We start from the raw sequence: 21,999 nt of genomic DNA, 5'->3' as shown, positions 1-21,999 counted from the left end.
AGCGGTAACGACAGGGAGAGCACGCGATGTCGCGTCCAATCATCGTCATCGGCGACCGGATCGACCACGGGGGAAGCGTGGTCTCCGGCACCCCGACATCGGATATCGCCGGCACGCCGATCGCGCGCGTCGGTGACAGCGTCGTCTGCCAGCGCCACGGCCCCACCACCATCGCGTCGGGTGATCCCACGCTCATCGTCGACGGCCAGCCCGTCGCCCGGCACGGCGACAGGACCGCGTGCGGGGGCACGCTGCTGTCGTCGCAATCCACCACGATCGTGGACTGAGGCGGGCGCATGGGGCAGGACGCCCGCAGGGGAATGCACGGCGACGGGGGCGCATCGGCATGATGCGGGCGTTGCTCGTGGCCGTCGTGGTGTTCGCCGTCGTGTGGGTGTGCGCGATCGGCATCTGGCGTGGTACCGGCGCCACCCCGGGGGGCATGCAGATGGCGCTGGTGCTGGGCGGGTTGCCGCTGCTGCTGCTGGGTGGCGTGCATGTGGCGCGCAAGGCACGACGCAAGCGTGCCGACGCGGCAACCGACATACCGGCGACCGCCGCCGCTGACGCTGACAGGCGCGACGCGATCACCCCTCCGTCGATGGCCGTGCGCGCCAGTGCTGTGTGGCTGCCTGTCGCCGACACGCCAGCGGATGCGCTGGCCGCGCTGGTGCAGCCGCGGCGCCCCGGCCTGCATCCGACCCTGCGCGATCGCGACGGGCTGCCGGTGTTTGCCGCGTTCGTTGCCCATCTCGACACCCTGATGGCCGAAGAGCTGCTGCGGCGGCACGCGCCCGGGGTGCGGGCCGGTGAGGAGGCGCTGCGCGCACTGGCGCTGCTCGAGCCGGTGGCCGAGGCCCTGTTCGTCGAGACCGCGGCCCTGCTGCCGCGCGTGGTGGAGGCCGACGGGCAGGTGGTTGCCGGCATGCACCACCGCGAAACGGCTGCGATGCGCGAACGTATCGACGTCCACCTGCTGCTGTCGGCGGCCTGGCCGGCGGCACTGCGCGAAGCATGTGCCGCCGCGATGCAGGAACACGCGATCGACTGCGGGCTGCCGGCCGCGCAACTGCAGGTGCAGGCCATGGCGGTCGTCGACTCCCGCGAAGCCTGGGCGCGGATGCGACCGCTGCTGGAACCTGCGGATGCCCCGGATGCCCCGGATGGCCCCGATCGAGCGACGCGCTGGCATCTGCTGCTGGCGGCGGATTCGCAGGTCGGCGCGCAGGCGGTCCGCCGCCTGGAGTCCGCAGGCCTGCTGATGGGTGCGCGCCACCAGGACGGCCTGGTGCCGGGGGAGGGTGCAGCTGGCGTGCTGCTGCAGCGCGCGGCCGGGTCCCACGGCGCCATGGCGTTCGTGCACACGCAGGTGGACGGCGAAACCTCGCTGGCGTCGCTGCGTGCCGGCGCGCGCGCCACCGCCGACCTGCTGGAACGCGCGATGCGCGAGGCGGGCATCGAGCCCGCATCGGTCGGATTGGTGCTCAGCGACGCCGACCAGCGCACCGCGCCCGCGGTGGAGACCGCCGCCGCGGTGTCGCTGGTCTGCCCGGATCTCGATACCGCCCACCAGTGCCCGGCGCTGGGCATCGCCAACGGTGCGCTCGGCATCGTGGCACCGGTCGCATTGCTGGCGCTGGCGGCTGCCCGGGTGCAGGACTCCGCACAACCGCTGCTGGCGCTGTCACTGCTCGACGAGCGCCGGCGCCTCGCCCTTGCCATCGTGCCGGTCGACGACGATGGCTCCAGCTCCCGCGCCGACGCCGATGCGCCGGCCACTGTCGCCTGACGGATTGCCCGATGTTCAGCAGACTGCGTTACTACCTCACCGACTACCGCGTGCTCGCCGCGATCGGCATCGTCTCCGCGGCGGCGATCGCCATGTTCGGCGCCGATGGGCTGCGCCGGATCGGGATGTGGCTGCTGGCACTGCTGGTGGTGGCGCTGCTGGTCGCCGCGGCGGTGTGGCTGGTACGCCGGCTGCGTGCGCGACGTGCGGCGCAGGGCATCGACCGGATGGTGGCCGAGGACGCCGATCGCGCGGTCGCACACGCACGCCCCGCGGCGAAGGCCGATACCGAAGCGCTGCGCACGCGGATGATGGAAGCGGTGGCGGCGATCAAGTCCTCGCGCATCGGCGTGCTCAAGGGCAAGGCCGCGCTGTACGAGCTGCCCTGGTACGTGATCATCGGCAACCCGGCCGCGGGCAAGAGTTCGGCGATCCTCAATTCCGGGCTGAAATTCCCGTTCGGCGACAGCCGCGGCAATGTCATCCAGGGCATCGGCGGCACCCGCAACTGCGACTGGTACTTCACCACCGAGGGCATCGTGCTCGACACCGCCGGCCGCTACTCGGTCAGCGTCGAGGACCGCCTGGAGTGGCTGACCTTCCTCGACCTGCTGAAGAAGAACCGCCCGCGCGCGCCGCTCAACGGCATCCTGATCGCCGCCAGCATCGCCGAGATCTCCGGCAGCAAGCCGGAATTCGCCATCGAGCTCGCCAAGAGCCTGCGGCAGCGCGTGCAGGAGATCACCGAGCGGCTGGAGGTGTTCGCGCCGGTCTATGTGGTGTTCACCAAGGCCGACCTGATCGCAGGCTTCACCGAGTTCTTCCGTGGGCTCGACCCGGCCGAGCGCGAGAACGTCTGGGGCGCCACGCTGCCCTTCGAGCCGAACGCCGGGACCGACGCGCTCGGCGCCTTCGATGCGCATTTCGACGAACTCGCCGACGGCCTCAAGGAAATGAGCCTCAGCCAGATGGCGATGCAGCGCGGCGGCCAGGTGTCGCCGGGGCTGCTGACGCTGCCGCTGGAGTTCGCAGCCATCAAGCCGGCGCTGCGCACCTTCATCGCCACCCTGTTCGAGGACAATCCCTACCAGTTCAAGCCGGTGTTCCGCGGCTTCTACTTCACCAGCGCGCTGCAGGAAGGCCATTCGGTGCACTACGCGTCCGAGCGGGTCTCGCGCGAGTTCGCGCTGCAGCCGGCGCGCGATGCCGCGGTCGAGCCTTCGACCACCGGGCATACCGCGCATTTCCTGAAGGATCTGTTCCGCAAGGTCATTTTCGCCGACCGCGGCCTTGTGCAGCAGTACTCGAGCCCGCGACGCACCCGCCTGCGCTATGCGGTGTTCCTCGGATCGGTGGCGGCACTGGCGCTGGCACTGGGTGGCTGGGCCTGGTCGTACACGACGCATCGCCAGCTGGTGGAGAACGCCTCGCGCGATCTGGAGCAGGCGGTTCGCGCGCAGGAAGGCCGTGTCGACCTGCAGTCGCGGCTGCAGGCGCTGTCGTTGCTGCAGGACCGTCTCGAACAGCTGGCGCGGCACCGGCAGTCGCGTGGCATCGCCTCGGTGATCGGCATGGACCAGAGCGAGCGCATCGAACGCAAGCTCCGCGACGAGTACTTCCACGGCATGCGCCAGGTGATGCTTGCGCCCACCAGCGCGCGGCTGGAGAGCTTCCTGGCCGACGTCGCCGCCGGTGGTGGCCTGCAGGAGCCCGCCACGGCGGGCGACCAGGCACAGGCGCAGGAGGCCACGCTGTACCAGGAAGCTTCGCCGGACGACGCCAACGACGCCTACAACGCGCTCAAGACCTACCTGATGCTCGGCAACCGTGGGCGCGTGGAGCAGGCGCACCTCGCCCACCAGCTGACGCGCTTCTGGCGTGGCTGGCTGGAGGCCAACCGCGGGCAGATGTCGCGCGAGGAGATGGCACGCAGCGCCGAGAAGCTGCTCGGTTTCTACGTCGCGCAGGCGGACGACCCGGCGTGGCCGCAGCTGGACACCAGGGTCGCGCTGGTGGCCGACAGCCGCGAGGCGCTGCGCCAGGTGATGAAGGGCCAGCCGGCCATCGAGCGGGTGTTCGCACAGATCAAGGCGCGTGCGGCCACGCGCTTCCCGACCATTACCGTGGCCTCGCTGGTCGGCGAGGAGCGTAATGGCGAGGCGATTGCCGGCAGCTATGCGATCTCCGGCGCGTTCTCGCGCAAGGCCTGGGAGGACTATGTGCGCGCCGCGTTTGACGAGGCGGCCGGCAGCGAGCTCAGCACCACCGACTGGGTGCTCGATACCACCGAACAGAGCGACCTGTCGCTGGCGGGCAGCCCGGAGCACATCTCGCGCCAGCTGGCCGCGCTGTACAAGCAGGAATACGCGCAGGAATGGCAGAAATTCCTGCAGGGCGTGAGCGTCAACCGCTTCGAGGATTTCGACGCCGCGGTTGCGCGCATGAACAGCCTCGGCGATCCCCAGAACTCACCGCTCCGGGCGCTGCTGGAGGCGATCAACGAACAGACCGTCTGGGACAATCCGGCGGCACTGCGTGCTGCGCAGGGCCCCGGGCGCGGCGGCTTCGTGGCGTGGTTCCAGCGCGTGGTCCTGCGGCGCGCGCCGTCGTCCCTGCCGATGGAGCTCGATCCCGGGACCGGCCAGGCCGTGCAGGCGGCAATGGGGCCGGTCGGCAAGACCTTCGAGGGCTTCGCGCGGCTGCTGGGCACCGGCGATGGTCCGGCGCTGATCGACAGCTATTTCCAGACCCTGGGCAAGCTGCGCAGCCGGCTCAACGCGATCCGTACCGAAGGCGAGCCGGGCCCGGGTGCCCGCCGGCTGATGCAGGATACGCTGGGTAACGACGGCTCCGAACTCAACGCGGCGCTCGCGCTGGTCGACGAGCAGATGCTCAATGGCCTCGACGAGACCCAGCGCAACGCGCTGCGGCCGCTGCTGCTGCGCCCGCTGACCGAGACCTTTGCCGCGCTGGTGGCGCCGACCGAGGCCGAGATCAACCGGGTGTGGGCGGCGCAGGTGTACCAGCCGTTCCGCGACGGCATCGGCCGGCAGTTCCCGTTCGACCAGGGGGCGGATGTCGATGCCGCACCGGGCGATGTCGCGGCGATCTTCGGCAGCAGCGGCGCGGTGGCCGGCTTCAACAGGGACGCGCTGGGGGCGCTGGTGATCCAGCGCGGCAACCTGCTCGAACCGCGGCGCTGGGCGGGCATGGGCATCACCCTGTCTCCGGAACTGGTCAGCGGCTATGGCGACTGGGTCAGCGGCAGTGCCGCCGGCGCGGGTGGCCAGGACACCACGATCTTCCAGATCCAGCCGGCGCCGGCGATCGGCGCGGTCGAATACACGCTGGAGATCGACGGCCAGGCGATGCGCTATCGCAATACGCCGCCGACCTGGACCACCTTCCAGTGGCCCAATCCGGGGCAGGTGCCGGGCGCGCAGCTGTCGGTGGTCACCAGCGACGGCCGCACCGTGCGCGTGGTGGATGCACCGGGCAGCAACGGTTTCGTCCGGCTGATGGAAGCAGCGCGGGTGGAGAGCCGTCCGGACAGCAGTTCGGTGACCTGGAGCGCGGAAGGAATCTCGATCACCGTGGACATGCGCATCACCCGCCGCGCCGGTGCAGCCAGCGGCAGTGGCGAGTGGCAGCGCGGCCTGCAACTGCCGTCCACGGTGGCCGGCGAGCCGGACACGACGGCCACCGCCGCCACCGATGTGGACGCATCCATGGAGGAAGGCGCATGAGCCAGACAGCGACGGCCGCGGTCAGTTACTTCGGCAAGATCCCGGCACGCGGGGATTTCGTGCGCACCGCCGACGACCACCAGCTGATGGCACTGCTCGACCGCTGGGCGGGCGGCAGCATCGAATTGCTGGCGCGCAACCCGGACTGGAAGCGTCTCTACGACGCCACCCCCGGCGTGGCGTATGCGTTCCTCGGCTCGCGCAGCCGGCTGGTGGTGTGCGGGCACCTGCGCCCGAGCCACGACGCCTCGTCGCGGCGTTTCCCGTTGCTGTCGGCGATCCGGCTCGAGGTCGGCCAGCCGCTCGCATTCCTTGCCCGCAGCCCGCTGGCGCTGTCACGGGTGTGGACCGGGCTGTCGCGCCTGTCGGCGAACGCGGTGAGCGCGGACGCGCCCGAGGAGCCGCTGCGTACGCTTGGGGAGGCGCGCTACGAGCTCGCGGTCGATCCGCTGGCCTACCAGGCCCCGTTCGACGACTTCCTCGACATGGAGACGATCGGCTCGCTGCAGGCGCGCCTGCGCGACGCCGGCCATGCCGAGGTCTCGCTGCGCCACATGCTGCCGGCGCTCGGCCTGCTGTTGCAGCCGCTGCTCACCGGTGGCGGCATCAGCATCGACAAGGGCCTCGAGCTGCCGCTGCCCACCGACAGCCTGCACCGTCCGCTGGTGGCGGCGTTCTGGCTGGACCTGGTCTCGGGCTTCATCGCCCGCGGCGATTTCGAACTCGCAGTGCTGGTGCGCGACGAGGCCGTACCGCGGCTGGTGGTCGGCTTCAACGGCGCGCAGGACCAGGTGCTGGGTGCGGTGCTGGACCCCACCGTGGCGGCGGACTACCTGATCCGCGGCAGCCAGGCGGGCTGGGTCGAGGACTACCTGCCCGGCGACTACGCGCTCAACCGGCTCGCCAGCTATCTCGACCGCGACGACCTGTCGCTGAAGACCGCACGCAAGCTGTTTGGCGAAACCTTTCTGGGGACCTGAGATGCGAACGATCCTCCACACGATGCTGGCGTGCGTACTGCTGGCCGGTACCGCATCCGCACAGGACACCTCGAAGCCGGTCATCGCCGAGGGCATCGTGCCCGACCAGGCCAGCAAGGCGCTGATCCTGGCGCGGCTGCACGAGGTCTACGGCGCCGAACGGGTGGTCGACCGCCTGCAGATCGAATCCATCCCCACGCCGCCGAACTGGGGCGAGTACGTCGCCAACATGGTCGGGCCGGGCCTGCGCCGGGTGTCGGACGGCGCGCTCGAGGTCAACGGCCAGGCGGTGCGCATCACCGGCCAGGTGGTCAACGAGGCGCAGCGGCAGCAGGTCGCCAGCGAACTCAGCCTCGCCAGCAGCAGCCGCTACACGGTCACCAACAGCCTGCGCACCGGCGGGTCCGGACAGAACCTGCTCGACGCGACGCTGGGCGATCGCATCGTCGAGTTCGAAAGCGGCAGCGCGCAACTCACCGATGTCGGCCGCGGCATCCTCGACGAGATGGCCTCGGGCCTGCGCGAGATCGGCGATGCGCGGGTGCAGATCGTCGGCCATACCGACGACGTCGGCGCGCGCCAGGGCAATATCGCGCTGAGCCAGGCGCGCGCCCTGGCGGTGCGTGACTATCTGGTGGGGCAGGGCATCCCGGTGGACAACCTCAGCGTGCTCGGCCGCGGGCCGGACGAGCCGATCGCCGACAACGCGACCGATGAGGGCCGCGCGCGCAACCGCCGCATCCAGTTCAAGGTGCTGTAGCGCTCAGCCGTAGGGGTCCTGAGAGGGATCCTCGACGTCGAGCATCTCCTGCATCTGCGCGAGCGTGGCATCGTCCTTGATCACGCGCTTGAGCCACACATGCAGCGGCATTTCGCCCCAGCGCGCGGCCTTGTCGGCGAGATAGGCCACCGGGCTGTGCGGCTCGGTGCGACGGAAGAACTCCGCGACCTGGCGCAGCTGGGCAAGCGCCTGCCGGCGCGATGCCAGCGGCCCCGCGGTTGCCGGCATGCTGCCCGCCGCCGGTGCGCCCTGCGTCGACTCTGCATCGGTGCCCATCGGCACCTCTGTCGCGTGGGCGTCACCGCCGTCATCGGTCAGCACACCGGCTTCGCGGGCAAAGCGGCCGAGCATCCGCCGCAGGGTGTCGACCTGGTCGTTGACGGCGGCGAAACTCGGGCCGTCCACGCCCAGCCGTGCGTCCACCGCCAGCTGCAGTTCGCGCAGCGCTTCGACGCAATCGTCAGCATCCTCGAGCAGCTGCCGGTAGAACCCATGCGGGGTGTCGCGCCGCGCGGCCTCGAGCAGTTCCAGGCCGGGCCGGCCATCGCCGGGGTCCTGGTCGCCACGCGCATGCGCGGCCTCGAATGCGCCCAGTCCGAACCGCCCCTGCGGCGCCTGCACGATCGGCAGCGTGCGCAGCCACTGCAGGGAATTGCCGAGCAGCCAGCCGAGGTTGCCGATACGTTCCTCGTGGTCGTCGCCTTCGGGTAGCGGGTGCAGGTCGTCCCAGTAGCGGTCGCAAAGGCCGGCGACCAGCCGGTAGCCCTGCGCAAGCCCGGCCAGGCCGTGCAGCTGGCCATTCGCCTCCACCAGCCATGCGGCGATGCGCAGGTCCTTGGTGCGGGTGCGCAACAGGTCGCTGCAGGTGCGCGCGACCACCGGCCAGTCGGCGCTCTTGATGTCGGTGACCCAGTCGCCCTGTTCGAGGGTCGGGTCGTCGGCGCGGCGCGCTTCCTGGATCAGGTCGAGTTCGGAAGAGAACGCGAGGTCTTCGCCGGCGGGGTAGGTGGCGTCGATCGGCGCCAGCAGGTCGTCCAGGTCCAGCATGTCGGGAGTCCGTTCCGGGTAGCCTCGCAAGTCCAGCCCTGCACCGATCCATCGGACAGGAACCAGGCCAGCCTGGTCGGCCGGGTGGTGGTGCCGGAGGCGGGACTCGAACCCGCACGCTTTCAAGGGCGGCGGATTTTGAGTCCGCTGCGTCTACCGATTCCGCCACTCCGGCGCGGAGCGCGAGTATACCGCCAGCCGCGCGCGCTGCGAGGCACTCAGGCGGCGGGATCCACCGCGAGCGGGCTGTCGGTGTGCAGGTGCCACTCGCCATCTTCGGGCACGAAGCGCGCGCAGCGTTCCATCGGGCCCTTGTAGATGTGCACCGACACCGCGACGCGGTCGCTGCTGGCGTTGGCGATGGTGTGGTACTCGTGCGGCGGGATCAGGCTCCCGGCGCTGCCGGGGCCCGCCTGCATGCCGCCGGCGGCGCGGAAGCGGAAACGCTCACCGTCCTGTTCCAGCAGCTCGTACTGGGTGATCTCCAGCACCCCGTGCCAGACACCCTCCACGCACCACAGGCCGCAATGGTCGTGCAGCGGCGTCGCCTGGCCGGGGCCCCAGGTCATCGCGACGATGCTGTAGCCGTGCTCCGGGCTGCGATAGAGCTCGCGGCGGGCGTAATGGTCGGCGACCGGCTCGTGCACGCAGGCCGGCAATTCGACCTCCGGATCGCCGATCACGTTGCACAGCACGGTGCGCAGTGCGGCGGTCACCGCGTGCTCGTCACCGCTGGCCACCGCGGTGTCGATGGCGCGCACCAGCTTGTCGCGACCGGTGAAGCGGATGTCGGGCAGGGCGGTCTCGGTCATGCAGGCCATTCTAGGCCAAGCCCGCGGCGACGGCCCGGTGGACGACCCCTTGTGGCCTACAGCCCGTCGAGAAAGCCGCGCACCGCCGGCCCGAAGCGCTCGAAGTCGACCAGGAAGGCGTCGTGGCCCTGTGGCGACGGCAGCGGCAGGAAGCGCGCATCGCAGCCGCCAGCGCGCAGGCCGTCGGCGATCTCCTCCTGCTGCTGCAGCGGAAACAGGATGTCGGTATGCACGCCGATCGCCAGCGCCCGCTCCACCCGGATCGCCGCCAGCCCGGCCAGGGTGTCGCCGCCCAGTGACTCGCCGATGTCGAACCAGTCCATGCAGCGGCTGAGGTAGAGGTAGCAGTTGGGGTCGAAGTTGCGCACGAAGCGCCGCGCATGCGCCTCGAGGTAGCTCTCAACCTCGAATTCGAGGCCGAACGGATCCTCGTCGTCGCGGCGGTCGGAGTCCAGCCGCACGCGCCCGAAGCGGCCGTCCCACTCCAGCGCGGAGCGGTAGGTGATCACGCCCAGCTTGCGTGCCATGCGCATGCCACTCTCCGGGTAGCGCGCGTCGTCGTAGTGGCCGCCGTTCCAGGCGGGGTCCAGGCGGATCGCCTCGCGCTGCAGCGAGCGGATCGCGATCGAGAACGGCAACGCCTGGGCGGCGCCGGAGACATTGATATGGCTGCGCGCACGGCCGGGGTGGCGCAACAGGAGGGCGAGCGCCGCCATGCCGCCCATCGAGTTGCCGATCACGCAGGCAAGGTGCTCGATGCCCAGCGCGTCGACCACGTGCATCGCGGCATCGGCGACATCCTCGATCGAGAGGTCCGGGAAGCGGAGCCGGTACGGCTGGCCATCCTCCGGTGACGGCGAGGCCGCCCCGGTGGACCCCTTGCAGCTGCCGAGCGTGTTGACGCAGACGACATGCCAGCGGTCGGTGTCGATCGGTTTGCCGGGGCCGACCATCGCGTCCCACCAGCCCGGCGACGGGTCGTCGGCGTTGCTCGCGGCGTGCGCATCGGGCGACAGCCCGGTGAGGATGAGGATGCTGTTGTCACCCGAGGCGTTGCGGGTGCCCCAGGTCTCGTAGGCGATGCGCGCGCGCTGCAGGGCGCCGCCGCGCTTCATCGGCAGCGCGTGCTCGAGCTGGAGGAAACGCGTGCCCGGAGGGATGAATTCGGTCATCGCGAAAGTGTAAGCGCAGCCGCCCGGACCGCGTGGCGGGCCATCGTGTTCACTGCTGTAGGACAATCCAGCGGTCCCGGCTGGCGTCCATACACATGCCCCCATCGTCCGCTATCCGTTTCCGGTGTTCGCGCATCGCCATGCCGGTGGCGGCTGCGGGGATGGCGCTGTTCGTGGCGATCGCCATCGGCATCCACCTGCTGCGGCCCGACCTCGACTGGGTCGACGCGCAGATGAGCCGCTACCTGTTGCAGCCCTATGGCGGCTGGCTGCAGCTGGCGTACTGCGCGCTGGCGGTGGCGATCGTGGCGATCGCATTCGCGGTACAGCGATCCCTGTCGCCGCCGGCACGCAGCAGCGGACCGCTGCTGCTGTTCATCGCCGGGGCGGCCTCGCTGGTGGTGACCGCATTCGCGCCGATGGACGGCGATGGCGCCGACCCGACCTTCGTAGGCTGGATACACGGGGTTTCCGCACAGGCGGCCTTTCTGTGCGTGACCGTAGCGATGCTGCTGCAATCCGCCTGGCTGCGGCACGACGCGCGCTGGCGCACATCGATGCCGGGCGCATTGGGCATCGCCGCGGTCGCGTTCGCCGCGTTGTGGGCGCTGGTTCTGGTCGGCGGGCTGCCACGCGGGGCCGCGCAGAAGGCGGTGATCGCGATCATCGCCTTGTGGTTCGTCTTCATCTGGACTGCGCTGCGCGGGCGGTTGCGTCGCGGCGACGCGTGGGTCGGAGATCCGCCATGACCGACACCGGGTTCAACCCCTATGCCGTGCCCGGCATGCCCGTGCTGGCCGCGCAGCAGCGGGCGGCGCTGGAGGCCGCCTATGCGGATCCTCCGCGCGCCTACCATTCCTTCGCGCATGTGGGCGAGGTGATGCGCGAGATGGCCACGGTGCTGTCCGGGCCGGGCTGGCACCGGCCGGGCGAGGTGTGGCTGGCGGTGCTGTACCACGATGCGGTGTACGTGCCGGGCGCGACCGACAACGAAGCACGTTCCGCGGAGCTGGCGCGCGAGGCGATCGTGCGCTGGCTGCCCGACGCGGGCATCGATGCCGGGCGCGTCGCGGAGCTGATCGTGCTGACGGCCCGGCACGGCCAGCACGATCCGGATGACTTCCCGGACGATGCCGACGGCGACGACACCCGCCGCTTCCTCGACTGCGACATGGCGATCCTCGGCACACCGGCGGCGCGCTTCGACGCCTACGACCGCGCGATTGCCGCCGAATACCGCGACCGCGTGCCGGGCTGGCTGTACCGCATGCAGCGGCGGCGATTCCTCGCCGCGCTGCTGCGACGCCCGCGCATCTACCTCAGCGCGGAGTTCCACGAGCGGCTGGATGCCACGGCGCGCGCCAACCTGCGGCGCACGCTGGGTACCAGACGCTGATCGACAGGCCGCTGCTGATCAGCCAGCGTCCATCGCCTGGCCGTTCTGCTTTTCCTCGTCGGTCGCCGCACGCACGCTGGCGATGCGGACGTCGAAATGCAGGGTCTTGCCGGCCAGCGGATGGTTGCCGTCGACGCGGACCTCGTCATCACCGACCTCGACCACCGTCACCAGCAGCGAGCCACCTTCGGTCTGGGCGCGGAACTGCATGCCCAGCTGCACGTTGTCCACGCCCTGGAATGCCTGTTTCGGCACGGACTGGACCAGCCCCTCGTGACGTACCCCGTAGCCCAGCTCGGGTTCGACATCCACGGTCAGCTGGTCACCGACGGCATGGCCCGCCAGGGCGTTCTCCAGGCCCGGCACGATATTGCCGGCACCGTGCAGATAGCTCAGCGGGCGATCGTCCGGCGAGCGGTCGATGACAGCGCCGGCATCGTCGGTGAGGGTGTAATGGAAGCTGACCACGCGTTCGGCCGCGATCTCCATGGGATCTCCTTCGGGGTTGGGATGGGAGTACGCCGGTCGACTCACGACGCCAGAGAAGTGGTGCGTGCCGGCAGGCTAGGGGAATCGGCCCGCCCGCTGCAACCCGTCGCGCCGCACGCGCGGCTGCGCGGAACCCTGCCGGGGCTGTGGCAAAGTTGCGGCCTTGTCGAAAACGGAGTGCACGGATGAGGCGGATCTGGTTCCTCGGCCTGGCGGCAGCGCTGCTGCCGATCGGAGTGATGGCGCAGGCGGGTGGCATGACCCTGGAGCAGATCGCCAAGACGCGGACCGCGTCGGGCGTCGCGATCAGCCCCGACGGCGGCGAGATCGCCTATGTGCTGGCGGTGCCGCGCCTGCCGGGCATCGACGAGGACGGCCCCGCGCGGACCGAACTGCACGTGGTGTCGCGCAATGGCGACAGCCGCGGTTACGTCACCGGCAAGACCAATGTCGCCGCCCTGCAGTGGTTTCCGGACGGGCGCTCGCTGGCGTTCCTGTCCAAGCGCGAGGGCGACACCACTCGCGGGGTGTACCGCATCCCGTTGCGTGGTGGCGAGGCGGTGCGCTTCGCATCGCTCAAGACCGATATCTCCGGCTACAGCCTGTCGCCCGACGGCACCCGCGTCGCCCTTCTGGCGCCGCAGCCGGAGAGTGATGCACTGGCCGCCGAGCGCAAGCAGGGGTTCACCCAGAAGGTGTACGAGGAGGACTGGCGCCCGACCACGTTGTGGATCCAGGACGTCGACGGCGACGCCGAGGCGCGGGAACTGGCGATCGATGGCAGCGTGCAGAGCGTGCACTGGAGTCCGGCCGGCGATCGTCTGGCACTGGTGGTCGCCCCGCGCCAGCTCACCGACGACACGCTGGTGTTCGCGCGCGTGCGCATCATCGACCCCCACGGTCGTGAACTCGGGCGCGTCGACAATCCGGGCAAGCTCGGCCAGCTGGCGTGGAGCCCGGATGGAGCACACCTCGCGGTCATTTCCGCCGCCAATGAGAACGACGCCGCCGATGGTCGCCTCACCATCGTCGGCAAGGACGGTGGCCCGCAGCGTGACCTGCTGCCCGGCCTGCCCGGGCATGTGTCGCACGTCGGCTGGCGCGACAATGGCCGCGTCCTGTTCCTGAGCCAGGAGGGCGTGCAGACCCGGATCGGCGAGATCGCCGTCGACGGCAGCAATCAGCAGACCCTGCTCGCCGCCGAAGGTCCGGTCTGGGGTGGGCTCAGCGTGGCACGCGAGAGCGGCGACCTCGCCCTGGTCGGGCACTCCCGGCAGCATCCGCAGGAGGTCTTCATCCTCGGCCGCGGGCAGGCGACGCCGACCCGCTTGACCGACAGCAACCCGTGGCTCGCCGACGTGCGCCTGGCCCGGCAGGAAGTGGTGCGCTACCGGGCGCGCGATGGCCTGGAGATCGAAGGGATGCTGGTGCATCCGCTCGAGCGCCGCGGCAACCAGCGCGTGCCGCTGATCCTGGTGGTGCACGGCGGTCCCGAGTCGCACTACTCCAACGGCTGGCTGACCGGCTATTCGCAGCCGGCGCAGGTGGCCGCCGCACGTGGCTTCGCCAGCTTCTTCCCCAACTACCGCAGCAGCACCGGGCGTGGGGTGGAGTTCTCCAAGGCCGGCTACGGGCGCCCGGGCATGGAGGAGTTCGACGACCTCGTCGATGGCGTCGACCACCTCGTGGAGATCGGCCTGGTCGACCGCGACCGCGTCGGCATCACCGGCGGTTCCTACGGCGGCTACGCCAGTGCCTGGGGTGCCACGTACTACAGCGAGCGCTTTGCGGCATCGGTGATGTTCGTCGGCATCTCCGACCAGGCCAGCCTGGTCACCACCGGCGATATCCCGCAGGAGCAGTACCTGACCCACATGGGCACCTGGCCGTGGGAGAACCCGGAGATGTTCCGTCAGGCCAGCCCGATCACCCACGCACAGAAATCGCGCACGCCGACGCTGATCCTGCATGGCGAGGCCGACCCGCGGGTGCCGGTGATGCAGTCCTACATGATGTACCGCTATCTGCAGCTGGCCGGGCAGGCGCCGGTGCGTCTGGTGCTGTATCCGGGCGAGGGGCACGGCAACCAGCGCGCCGCCTCGCGCTGGGATTATGCGATGCGCCTGATGCAGTGGATGGAGCACTACCTGACCGGGCCGGGCGGCGAACCGCCTGCCTACCAGCTCGACTACGCCCTTCCCGAAGCCGCACGCTGATCGGCACGGGTGATCCATGGGGAAGGCCGGCAGCGATGCCGGCCTTTCGCGTTATCGGGCGTGTGTTGCCTCGGGACGTGCAGGAGACAGGGTTCGCGCACGCCGGAGACCGTTCGTAAGCACTGCGTGATTGCACGGCTCACATGCCTTTGAGTGTCGTGCGGTTAGCGTGTGGATGCCGCATCGCTGCACTGCGCGCTTGTACGCTGACCACGATGCGCCACGGGCCGGACCGCCGCCGACAACCGTGCGACGCCGCCCGGCAACCCCCACGATCACCAGGAGACACCATGAACCAGCAGAGCCGGACCACCGAGACGTTGAACGATCTGATCGCCATCGCCCGCGACGGGCAGGAGTTCTACCAGGATGCGTCCACGCGGATCGACGATGTCGAGCTGAAGTCGCTGTTCACCCGCGTGGCCACGACCAAGGCCACGATCATCGCCGAGCTGGGCGCTGCCGTGCAGGCCGTGGGTGGCGACCCCGAGGGCTCGGGCACCATGCGCGGCTCGATGCAGGAGATGTACGCCCGCGTGCGTGCCGCGCTGGGTGACAAGGAATACAGCTATGTCGCCGAGCTGGAGGAATCCGAGGACCGCCTGCTGCATGCGTTCGAGGATGCGGTCAAGGACGAGAAGACCCCGACAGCCGCCCGCGACGTGGTCACCCGCCTGATGCCGGAAGTGCGCGCCTGTCACGACCTCATGCGTGCCCGCAAGCACGCGATGAAGTGCGCGTCCTGAGTCATCCGTTCGCGCGTTGATTGCGGCCCATCCGGATCTTCCGGGTGGGCCGAGCGCGTTGTGGCGCCGGCGCGCCGCTAGAATCGCAGCCGCCCCCGTCGCCCGGTTGTTCGATGTCCAAGCTCCTGCTGCATCTGCGTAACGTCCCGGACGAGGAAGCCGATGGCGTCCGCGCGTTCCTCGATGCCCATCGCATCGCCTGGTACCAGACCCGGCCCGGCCCGCTGGGCATCACCGGCGGGGCGATCTGGATCAAGCACGACCAGGACTACCCGCAGGCGCGCCGGCTGATGGATACCTACCAGCAGGAGCTCCGCGAGCGGGTGCGCGCCGGGCTGGCCGACGCGCGTGCGCGTGGCGAGGACGAGACCTTTGCCGACATGCTGCGCGAACGCCCGGGCTGGGTGCTGGTGCGGGTGCTGGCGATCCTGGCGCTGCTCGCCCTGATGGCGCTTCCCGGCTATCTGCTCTGGCGCTAGCGTCGTCCGGGCACCGCCTTCGATACTCACATGCGGTGAATGCCGGGATCCTATGATCGAAGACGGCCGATCGCCTGCGGAGCCATGATGAAATCGACCCTGGTCCTTGCTCTTGCCGCCGCGATGACGGCGTCGGCGCTGTCCGCCTGTGGCGAGCGCGCGCCACCGTCGCCCCCGCCGGCGCCTGCGGACTCCGCGCCGCCACAGGAACGCGTGCCGGCCAATGATCCGACGGTGCGTCGCCATGAGCGCGCCGCTCCTCCGGAATTGCAGGCGCTGGTGAGCGGACGCTTCGAGCCGCGAGGCGAGCGCGCCACCCGGGCCACCGGCGCGATCGAGGTCGACGACCATGCGATCTCCGCCGCACAGGGCGACGAGCTGAGCACCGAGCGCATCGCGATCGTCCGCGGCGACGACCAGTACCGCGCGGGCGAGCGCTATTCCAGTCTGCTCATGGTGGGCGCCGAACAGCCGGTCGAGCTGCGCCGGGTGTATCCGCCCGCTGGCGACACCAGTGACGATGACCCCGTGGCCGCCGACACCGCGGCGGTCGAAGGCACGCCCCCCGTCTCTGCGGGTGTTCCTGCCGGTATTCCTGCCGATGCCGCTGCCGATAGGCACACGGCGGTGCCGCTGTGCGCCTCCGGCGAGGCGAGCTACATCGCCCTGGTGATGGTCAACGAAGGCGACCGCCAGGTCGTGCGCCTGGCCGGGCTGAGGGGCGATTCGATGCCGGCTGCCGGTGCCAGCGATATCGAGGCGTGCGAGGTGCTGGAGTACGAGTCGCGCTGAGCCGTGGGTCGCATTCCGGCATTTCGCCGGTGCCCGCTCACGGAATATGAACATCTGTGCCCGTCGACTCCGGATAATGCGCGCTGGTTTCACGGAGCTGAAGATGACCTCGCGACCCATCCGCCTGCTGTTCGTTGCCCTCGCGGCGACCGGACTGGCCGCCTGCCAGGAGATCGCCGATACGCCGGCGCACACCTCCACCACCGCACCGGTGCTGGTCACCGCCGCGCCGCCCCCGGCGGACGTGCCCAGCCATGATCCGCAGCTGCGCCCGGGTTCGCGCGCGGCGCCGCCGATGCTGCACCCGGTGGCGCTCGGCCCGTTCGAGACCGGCAATCCGATCGCCGAATCGGTCACCGGGCGCATCACCATCGAAGGCTCGCGCATCGTCGGCGAGAACGGCGCCGAGTTCGTCACCGAACGCATCGCGATCCTGCGCGGCGGCGACGAATTCCTGCCGGGCCAGCGGTATGCCGACGCGATGATGATCGGCACCGAGCATCCGGTGGAACTGCGTCGGGTGGTCAGCGAGACCTGGCCCACGCGCGCACCGGGCAACGCCATCTGCCGCGACATGAAGACCGGCTACCTCGCCATTACCAAGATCGCCGAGGGCGACCACGACGTCGTGCGCCTGATGGGCCTGCGCGGGCAGGACATGCCGGCGCCGAGCGCCGCCGACGTCACCGTCTGCGCATCGTCGTCGTACTACGCGCGGCGCTGATCCGACGCGGCGCGCCGCGGTCCGTGACCATCGGCACCCGGCTGCGGCGCATATTTTCTTTATGGTCCGGGGCGGCCTTCGCAGGTCGCCCCGTCCGTTCGTCTGGAGTCCACATGTTCCGATCGTTCCCGCTGCAGCGCATGCTGTTGGCGCTGCTGCTCTCGTGTCTCGCCCTGCCTGCCGCCGCGCAGCGTGAGATCCGCTTCGATGCCTACGCGGTGCCGTCGGCCGGCACGGTCGCGGTGGCGATGCGTGGCGAGGGTCCCCAGACCGGCGCGTTCGCCGATGTCGATGCGGCCACCGGTGGCGCGCTGGCACGCGCGGTCGCCGCGGCCGGCTACAAGGGTCGCGCCGATACCCAGCTCGACCTGCCGGGCCTGGCGCCGTTCGACCGCGTGCTGGTGGTGGGCGTTGGCACCGATGCGCCCTCCACGCGCACGCTCGAGGATGTCGGCGGACGTGTCGGCCGCTTTGCGGCCGGCAGCACCGCCGCAGCGGTCGAGCTGCTGTGGGGCGGCGACGAGGCCGCGGCCGCGCAGCCGCTGGCGTTCGGTGCCGCGCTGGGCGGCTACCGCTTCGACCTCTACCGCTCGCGGCGCGAGGACGATACCGGCCCGCGCGCCGGCGAAGGCACGCTGGTGGTGCGTACGCGCGACGGCGCCGCCGCCGCCGAGGCGTTCCAGCGCGACTGGGCGCCGGTCGCCCACGGGGTGAGGTTCGCCCGCGACCTGGTCACCGAGCCGGCCAGCGCGGTGTATCCGGAAGAATTCGTGCGCCGTACCCGCGAGGCGTTCAACGGCATGCCGGGCGTCACCATCGAAGTGCTCGACGTACCGGCGATGGAGCGTCTGGGCATGGGCGGCATCCTGGCGGTCGGACAGGGCAGTGCGCGCCCGCCGCGGCTGCTGGTGGTGCGTTATGACGGCGCGGCCCGCGGCGAGGCGCCTGTCGCCTTCGTCGGCAAGGGCATCACCTTCGATTCCGGCGGCCTGTCCATCAAGGGCAGCGACGGCATGTGGCGCATGAAGTACGACATGGCGGGCGCCGCCTCGTCGGTGGGCGCCGTGCTCGGCCTGGCCGGCCGCCGCGCACCGGTGAACGCCGTCGCGGTCGCCGCGCTGGCCGAGAACATGCCCTCGGGCACCGCGACACGCCCGGGCGACGTCATCCGCACCGCCTCCGGCCAGACCTTCGAGGTCATGAGCACCGATGCGGAAGGGCGCATGGTGCTGGTCGATGCGCTCTGGTACGTGCAGGACCGCCACCGCCCGCGCGCGATCATCGACATCGCCACCCTGACCGGTGCCATCGTCACCGCCCTGGGCGGCGACTACGCCGGCCTCTTCAGCCGTCATGACGATCTGGCCGACCAGCTGCTCGCTGCCGGCGAAGCCTCGGGCGATGCGCTGTGGCGCATGCCGATGCATCCGGGCTACGGGAAGATGCTGGAGTCGCCGATCGCCGACATGCGCAATGGCGGCGGCCGTCCGGGCTCCGGCACTGCGGCGCACTTCATCGGTGAGTGGGTGGACAAGGGCACGCCGTGGGCGCATCTCGACATCGCCGGCATGGCGTGGATCGAAACCGGCGGCACCGCCACCACGCCGGCCGGCGCCACCGCGTTCGGCGTGCGCCTGTTCGACCGCTGGGTGCGTGACCACGTGGAACCGGCGGCGCGCTGAGGGCGCCGCACGGCAACCACCTGCAGGCGGCGGTCCGGGGAAGCCCGGGCCGCCGTTTCGCTTTCCGGAATGCGCAGGGCGGCCGAAGCCGCGATGAACGCACACGCCGGCGCGGCAGGTGTGGCCGACGCGCCGCGTAGAATGCGCGCATGTACACCAGCATCGCCGCCTACTGTTTCGTGCACGTGGACGATCCACGTGCGCTTGCCGACGCCATCGAGCCGATCGCCCGCGACCACGGCCTGCTCGGCAGCGTGCTGGTGGCGGACGAAGGCCTCAACCTGTTCCTTGCCGGCAGCCGTTCCGGCATCGATGGCTTCCTCGGCTGGCTGCGGGCCGATCCGCGGTTTGCCGGGATCGGGGTCAAGGTCAGCGAAAGCGAACGTCAGCCCTTCGCGCGGCTCAAGGTGAAGGTCAAGCGCGAGATCATCGCCTTCCGCCGCGAGGATGCGTCGCCGCTGCGAGGGCGCGCCCCGGCCGTGACGCCGGAGGTGCTGGCACGCTGGCTGCAGCAGGGCCATGACGACAGCGGCCGCGCCGTGGTGATGCTCGATACGCGCAATCGCGAGGAAGTGGCTTACGGCACCTTCGCCGGCGCGCTGACCCTGCCGATCGACAACTTCACCGATCTTCCCTGGGCCGTGACCGCGCAGCGCGACCGGCTCGCCGGGACCACCGTGGTCAGCTTCTGCACCGGGGGCATCCGCTGCGAGAAGGCCGCGCTGTGGATGCGTGCGCAGGGCATGGACAACGTGCTGCAGCTCGACGGCGGCATCCTGGGCTACTTCGAGCGCGTCGGCGGCACGGGGTATGAAGGCCGGTGCTTCGTGTTCGACGAGCGCGTGGCGCTCGATCCGGAGCTGGTCGCGCTTGCCGATGCAGAGACCGACGCCGCATGAGCTGGATCGGCATCGTCCTGCTGGTGCTGGCGCTCTACCTCGGCTTCAAGCTGGTGGGCGTGGTGCTGAAGCTGGTGCTGTTCGTGGTCGCGATCGTGATCGGTTACGCGCTCCTGGCGCCACACCTGGACTGGCCGTCGCCGACGGAGATCGTCTGGGTGCTGGGGCCGGATACCGATGCGCTGGGGCCCGACGGCCTGCGCGTGCCTGACACCGCCGGCATGCGCCAGCGGGTGGTGGACGGTGTGGCCGGCGCGATCGCCGAACGCGTGGTACCGGCGGTGGATACCCCGGCGGACCCGCTGCCGTCGCCCTGTGCCGAGGGGCAGGGGGAAGCGGCCGGCGACTGCTGAACACCTGCAGTGCCCATCTCCCGCCCCGAAGGGCGGGTGGGTGCCTGACGGGCCTCAGCCCTCGCGACGCGGCGGCTTGCGCGGGCCGCCCTTGAATCCACCCGGCGGACCCTTGCGGAAGCCACCCGGAGCGCTGCCCGGGCGCTTGAAACCACCGGGACGACGCGCGGGCGCCTCGGTATCGGCCGCCTCGGCACGCCGCATCCGCAGCTGCTGGCCGGCCACGCGCACGCGCTTGAGATGCTCCAGCACCTCGCGCGGCATGCCGTCGGGCAGGTCGACCAGGGTGTAGTCGTCGCGGATGTCGATGCGGCCGATGTAGCGGCTTTCCAGGTCCGCCTCGTTGGCGATCGCGCCGACGATGTTGCCCGGCTGCACGCCGTGCACGTGGCCGACCTCGATGCGGAAGGTCTCCAGCCCGGCCTCGGGGCCCTGCACGCGCTGCGGGCGGGGCTCGCGCGGTGCGGCATCGTCGGCGGTGCGCCGCTGCCCCCGGTCGGCGCGTTCCGGTCGCTCGAAGTGGCGCTCGCTTTCGTTGGCACGCTCGAACTTCGGGCGCTCGCGCGGCGGGTCGAGCAGCAGCGGGGTGTCGCCCTGCAGCAGCGCCGCCAGCGCCGCGGCGATCTCCACCGCCGGCACGTTCTGCTCGCGCTCGTAGGTCTCGACCAGCTCACGGAACATGCCGTGCTGCGGGTGCTGCAGGCCGTCGCCGATGCGGTCGAGGAACTTGGTCACGCGACGTGCGTTCACGGTCTCGACGCTGGGCAGTTCCATCTGTTCGATCGGCTGGCGGGTGGCGCGTTCGATCGAGCGCAGCATGCCGCGCTCGCGCGGGCTGACGAACAGGATCGCCTCGCCGGCACGCCCGGCGCGCCCGGTGCGACCGATGCGGTGCACGTAGCTTTCGGTGTCGTAGGGGATGTCGTAGTTCAGGACGTGGCTGATGCGCTCCACATCGAGCCCGCGTGCGGCCACGTCGGTGGCGACGAGCACGTCGATACGGCCGTCCTTGAGCTGCTGGATGATGCGCTCGCGCTGCTTCTGTTCGATGTCGCCATTGATCGCCGCAGCGGCCAGACCGCGTGCCGCGAGCTTCTCCGCCAGTTCCTCGGTCGCGATCTTGGTGCGCGCGAACACGATCATCGCGTCGAACGGCTCGGCCTCGAGGATGCGGGTCATCGCGTCGAGCTTGTTGACGCCGCTGACCATCCAGTAGCGCTGGCGGATGTTGGCCGCGGTCGTCGTCGTCGACTTGATCGCGATCTCGACCGGGTCCTTGAGGTAGGTCTGGGCGATGCGCCGGATCTGGCTCGGCATCGTCGCCGAGAACAGCGCGACCTGGCGCGTCTCCGGGGTCTTCTTCAGCACCGCCTCGACGTCGTCGATGAAGCCCATGCGCAGCATTTCGTCGGCCTCGTCCAGCACCAGGCAGCGCAGTTCGGACAGGTCGAGGGTGCCGCGCTCAAGATGGTCGATCACGCGCCCCGGCGTACCCACCACCACGTGGACGCCGCGGCGCAGGGCCGAGAGCTGCTGGCCATAGCCCTGGCCGCCATAGACCGGCAGCACCTGGAAGCCGGGCAGGTGGCGCGAATAGGTCTGGAAGGCCTCGGCAACCTGGATGGCCAGTTCGCGGGTGGGCGCGAGCACCAGGGCCTGCGGCTTTCTCGCGCGGGGGTCGAGCTGCGCCAGGATCGGCAGTGCGAAGGCGGCGGTCTTGCCGGTGCCGGTCTGTGCCTGGCCAAGCACGTCACGCCCTTCCAGCAGCGGCGGGATGGTGGCGGCCTGGATTGGCGACGGGGATTCATAGCCGACGTCGGCCAGCGCCCGCATCAGCGGGTCGGGCAGGGCGAGATCGGAAAAACGGATGGTGGGGCTGTCAGCGCTCATCGGCGA

Annotated in this window: 20 protein-coding genes and 1 tRNA gene; 15 read left to right on the top strand and 6 right to left on the bottom strand. The window is 70.4% G+C overall.

Translation table 11 applies throughout. From position 1 onward, the window contains the following. Positions 1-26 precede the first annotated feature (26 nt). From LDO11_RS09580 to LDO11_RS09560, 5 genes are all read left to right on the top strand, one after another. The gene (locus tag LDO11_RS09580) at positions 27-287 is read left to right on the top strand and encodes a PAAR domain-containing protein (RefSeq protein ID WP_232141349.1); all 261 of its coding nucleotides are present in this window, start codon (positions 27-29) and stop codon (positions 285-287) included. A 71-nt stretch (positions 288-358) separates the two neighbouring features. Continuing rightward, the gene (locus LDO11_RS09575; RefSeq protein WP_232141348.1) at positions 359-1,789 is read left to right on the top strand and encodes a hypothetical protein; all 1,431 of its coding nucleotides are present in this window, start codon (positions 359-361) and stop codon (positions 1,787-1,789) included. A gap of 11 nt (positions 1,790-1,800) precedes the next feature. Then, positions 1,801-5,535, top strand: coding sequence for a type VI secretion system membrane subunit TssM (tssM, locus tag LDO11_RS09570; protein ID WP_232141347.1), 3,735 nt, complete (start codon positions 1,801-1,803; stop codon positions 5,533-5,535). Then, positions 5,532-6,515 (top strand): type VI secretion system-associated protein TagF, encoded by a 984-nt coding sequence (tagF, locus tag LDO11_RS09565; RefSeq protein ID WP_129135612.1) that lies wholly within the window; start codon positions 5,532-5,534, stop codon positions 6,513-6,515. The genes tssM and tagF overlap by 4 nt, the downstream gene beginning before the upstream one ends. Before the next feature lies 1 nt (position 6,516). Then, positions 6,517-7,275, top strand: a complete 759-nt coding sequence (locus LDO11_RS09560) for an OmpA family protein (protein ID WP_435574627.1) — start codon at positions 6,517-6,519, stop codon at positions 7,273-7,275. A gap of 3 nt (positions 7,276-7,278) precedes the next feature. Here LDO11_RS09560 and tssA read toward each other — a convergent pair whose 3' ends face one another. The 4 genes from tssA to metX form a co-directional block, all read right to left on the bottom strand. Then, a complete protein-coding gene (tssA, locus tag LDO11_RS09555) occupies positions 7,279-8,343 on the bottom strand; it encodes a type VI secretion system protein TssA (RefSeq protein ID WP_232141346.1) in 1,065 nt (354 codons plus the stop codon). A gap of 88 nt (positions 8,344-8,431) precedes the next feature. Then, positions 8,432-8,518: transfer RNA gene (locus LDO11_RS09550), tRNA-Leu, on the bottom strand. 43 nt (positions 8,519-8,561) lie between these two features. Beyond that, positions 8,562-9,155, bottom strand: coding sequence for a cysteine dioxygenase family protein (locus LDO11_RS09545; RefSeq protein ID WP_232141345.1), 594 nt, complete (start codon positions 9,153-9,155; stop codon positions 8,562-8,564). A 56-nt stretch (positions 9,156-9,211) separates the two neighbouring features. After that, a complete protein-coding gene (gene metX, locus LDO11_RS09540) occupies positions 9,212-10,327 on the bottom strand; it encodes a homoserine O-acetyltransferase MetX (RefSeq protein WP_232141344.1) in 1,116 nt (371 codons plus the stop codon). 95 nt (positions 10,328-10,422) lie between these two features. On the opposite strand from metX, the gene LDO11_RS09535 reads away from it, so the two are divergent. Next, the gene (locus LDO11_RS09535) at positions 10,423-11,076 is read left to right on the top strand and encodes a DUF998 domain-containing protein (protein ID WP_232141343.1); all 654 of its coding nucleotides are present in this window, start codon (positions 10,423-10,425) and stop codon (positions 11,074-11,076) included. After that, positions 11,073-11,723, top strand: coding sequence for an HD domain-containing protein (locus LDO11_RS09530; RefSeq protein WP_435574626.1), 651 nt, complete (start codon positions 11,073-11,075; stop codon positions 11,721-11,723). The genes LDO11_RS09535 and LDO11_RS09530 overlap by 4 nt, the downstream gene beginning before the upstream one ends. Positions 11,724-11,741: 18 nt before the next feature. On the opposite strand, the gene LDO11_RS09525 is transcribed toward LDO11_RS09530, so the two are convergent. Beyond that, entirely contained in the window at positions 11,742-12,212 is a 471-nt protein-coding gene (locus tag LDO11_RS09525; RefSeq protein WP_232141342.1) for an FKBP-type peptidyl-prolyl cis-trans isomerase, read from the bottom strand. Positions 12,213-12,397: 185 nt separating this feature from the next. On the opposite strand from LDO11_RS09525, the gene LDO11_RS09520 reads away from it, so the two are divergent. The 8 genes from LDO11_RS09520 to LDO11_RS09485 all read left to right on the top strand — a co-directional run bounded on the left by LDO11_RS09520 (position 12,398) and on the right by LDO11_RS09485 (position 20,103). Continuing rightward, on the top strand, positions 12,398-14,428 hold the full coding sequence (locus LDO11_RS09520; protein ID WP_232141341.1) for a S9 family peptidase: 2,031 nt from the start codon (positions 12,398-12,400) through the stop codon (positions 14,426-14,428). A 290-nt stretch (positions 14,429-14,718) separates the two neighbouring features. Beyond that, on the top strand, positions 14,719-15,174 hold the full coding sequence (locus LDO11_RS09515; protein ID WP_232141340.1) for a PA2169 family four-helix-bundle protein: 456 nt from the start codon (positions 14,719-14,721) through the stop codon (positions 15,172-15,174). Between the two features lie 113 nt (positions 15,175-15,287). Continuing rightward, positions 15,288-15,653 (top strand): DUF6164 family protein, encoded by a 366-nt coding sequence (locus tag LDO11_RS09510; RefSeq protein WP_232141339.1) that lies wholly within the window; start codon positions 15,288-15,290, stop codon positions 15,651-15,653. 87 nt (positions 15,654-15,740) lie between these two features. Next, on the top strand, positions 15,741-16,445 hold the full coding sequence (locus LDO11_RS09505; RefSeq protein ID WP_232141338.1) for a hypothetical protein: 705 nt from the start codon (positions 15,741-15,743) through the stop codon (positions 16,443-16,445). A gap of 103 nt (positions 16,446-16,548) precedes the next feature. Beyond that, positions 16,549-17,169, top strand: coding sequence for a hypothetical protein (locus LDO11_RS09500; RefSeq protein ID WP_129135622.1), 621 nt, complete (start codon positions 16,549-16,551; stop codon positions 17,167-17,169). A 113-nt stretch (positions 17,170-17,282) separates the two neighbouring features. Further along, entirely contained in the window at positions 17,283-18,851 is a 1,569-nt protein-coding gene (locus LDO11_RS09495; RefSeq protein WP_232141337.1) for a leucyl aminopeptidase, read from the top strand. Between the two features lie 149 nt (positions 18,852-19,000). Beyond that, entirely contained in the window at positions 19,001-19,750 is a 750-nt protein-coding gene (locus tag LDO11_RS09490; RefSeq protein ID WP_232141336.1) for a sulfurtransferase, read from the top strand. Next, positions 19,747-20,103, top strand: coding sequence for a hypothetical protein (locus tag LDO11_RS09485; RefSeq protein ID WP_129135625.1), 357 nt, complete (start codon positions 19,747-19,749; stop codon positions 20,101-20,103). The genes LDO11_RS09490 and LDO11_RS09485 overlap by 4 nt, the downstream gene beginning before the upstream one ends. A gap of 54 nt (positions 20,104-20,157) precedes the next feature. Here the strand turns inward: LDO11_RS09485 and LDO11_RS09480 are convergent, their stop codons facing one another. Further along, positions 20,158-21,993 (bottom strand): DEAD/DEAH box helicase, encoded by a 1,836-nt coding sequence (locus LDO11_RS09480; protein WP_232141335.1) that lies wholly within the window; start codon positions 21,991-21,993, stop codon positions 20,158-20,160. Positions 21,994-21,999: the final 6 nt, after the last annotated feature.

This window comes from Alterluteimonas muca, assembly GCF_021191595.1.
Taxonomy (GTDB): domain Bacteria; phylum Pseudomonadota; class Gammaproteobacteria; order Xanthomonadales; family Xanthomonadaceae; genus Luteimonas; species Luteimonas muca.
The sequence above is the reverse complement of the archived record's forward strand: the minus strand, read 5'-3'. Positions and strand labels throughout refer to the sequence as shown.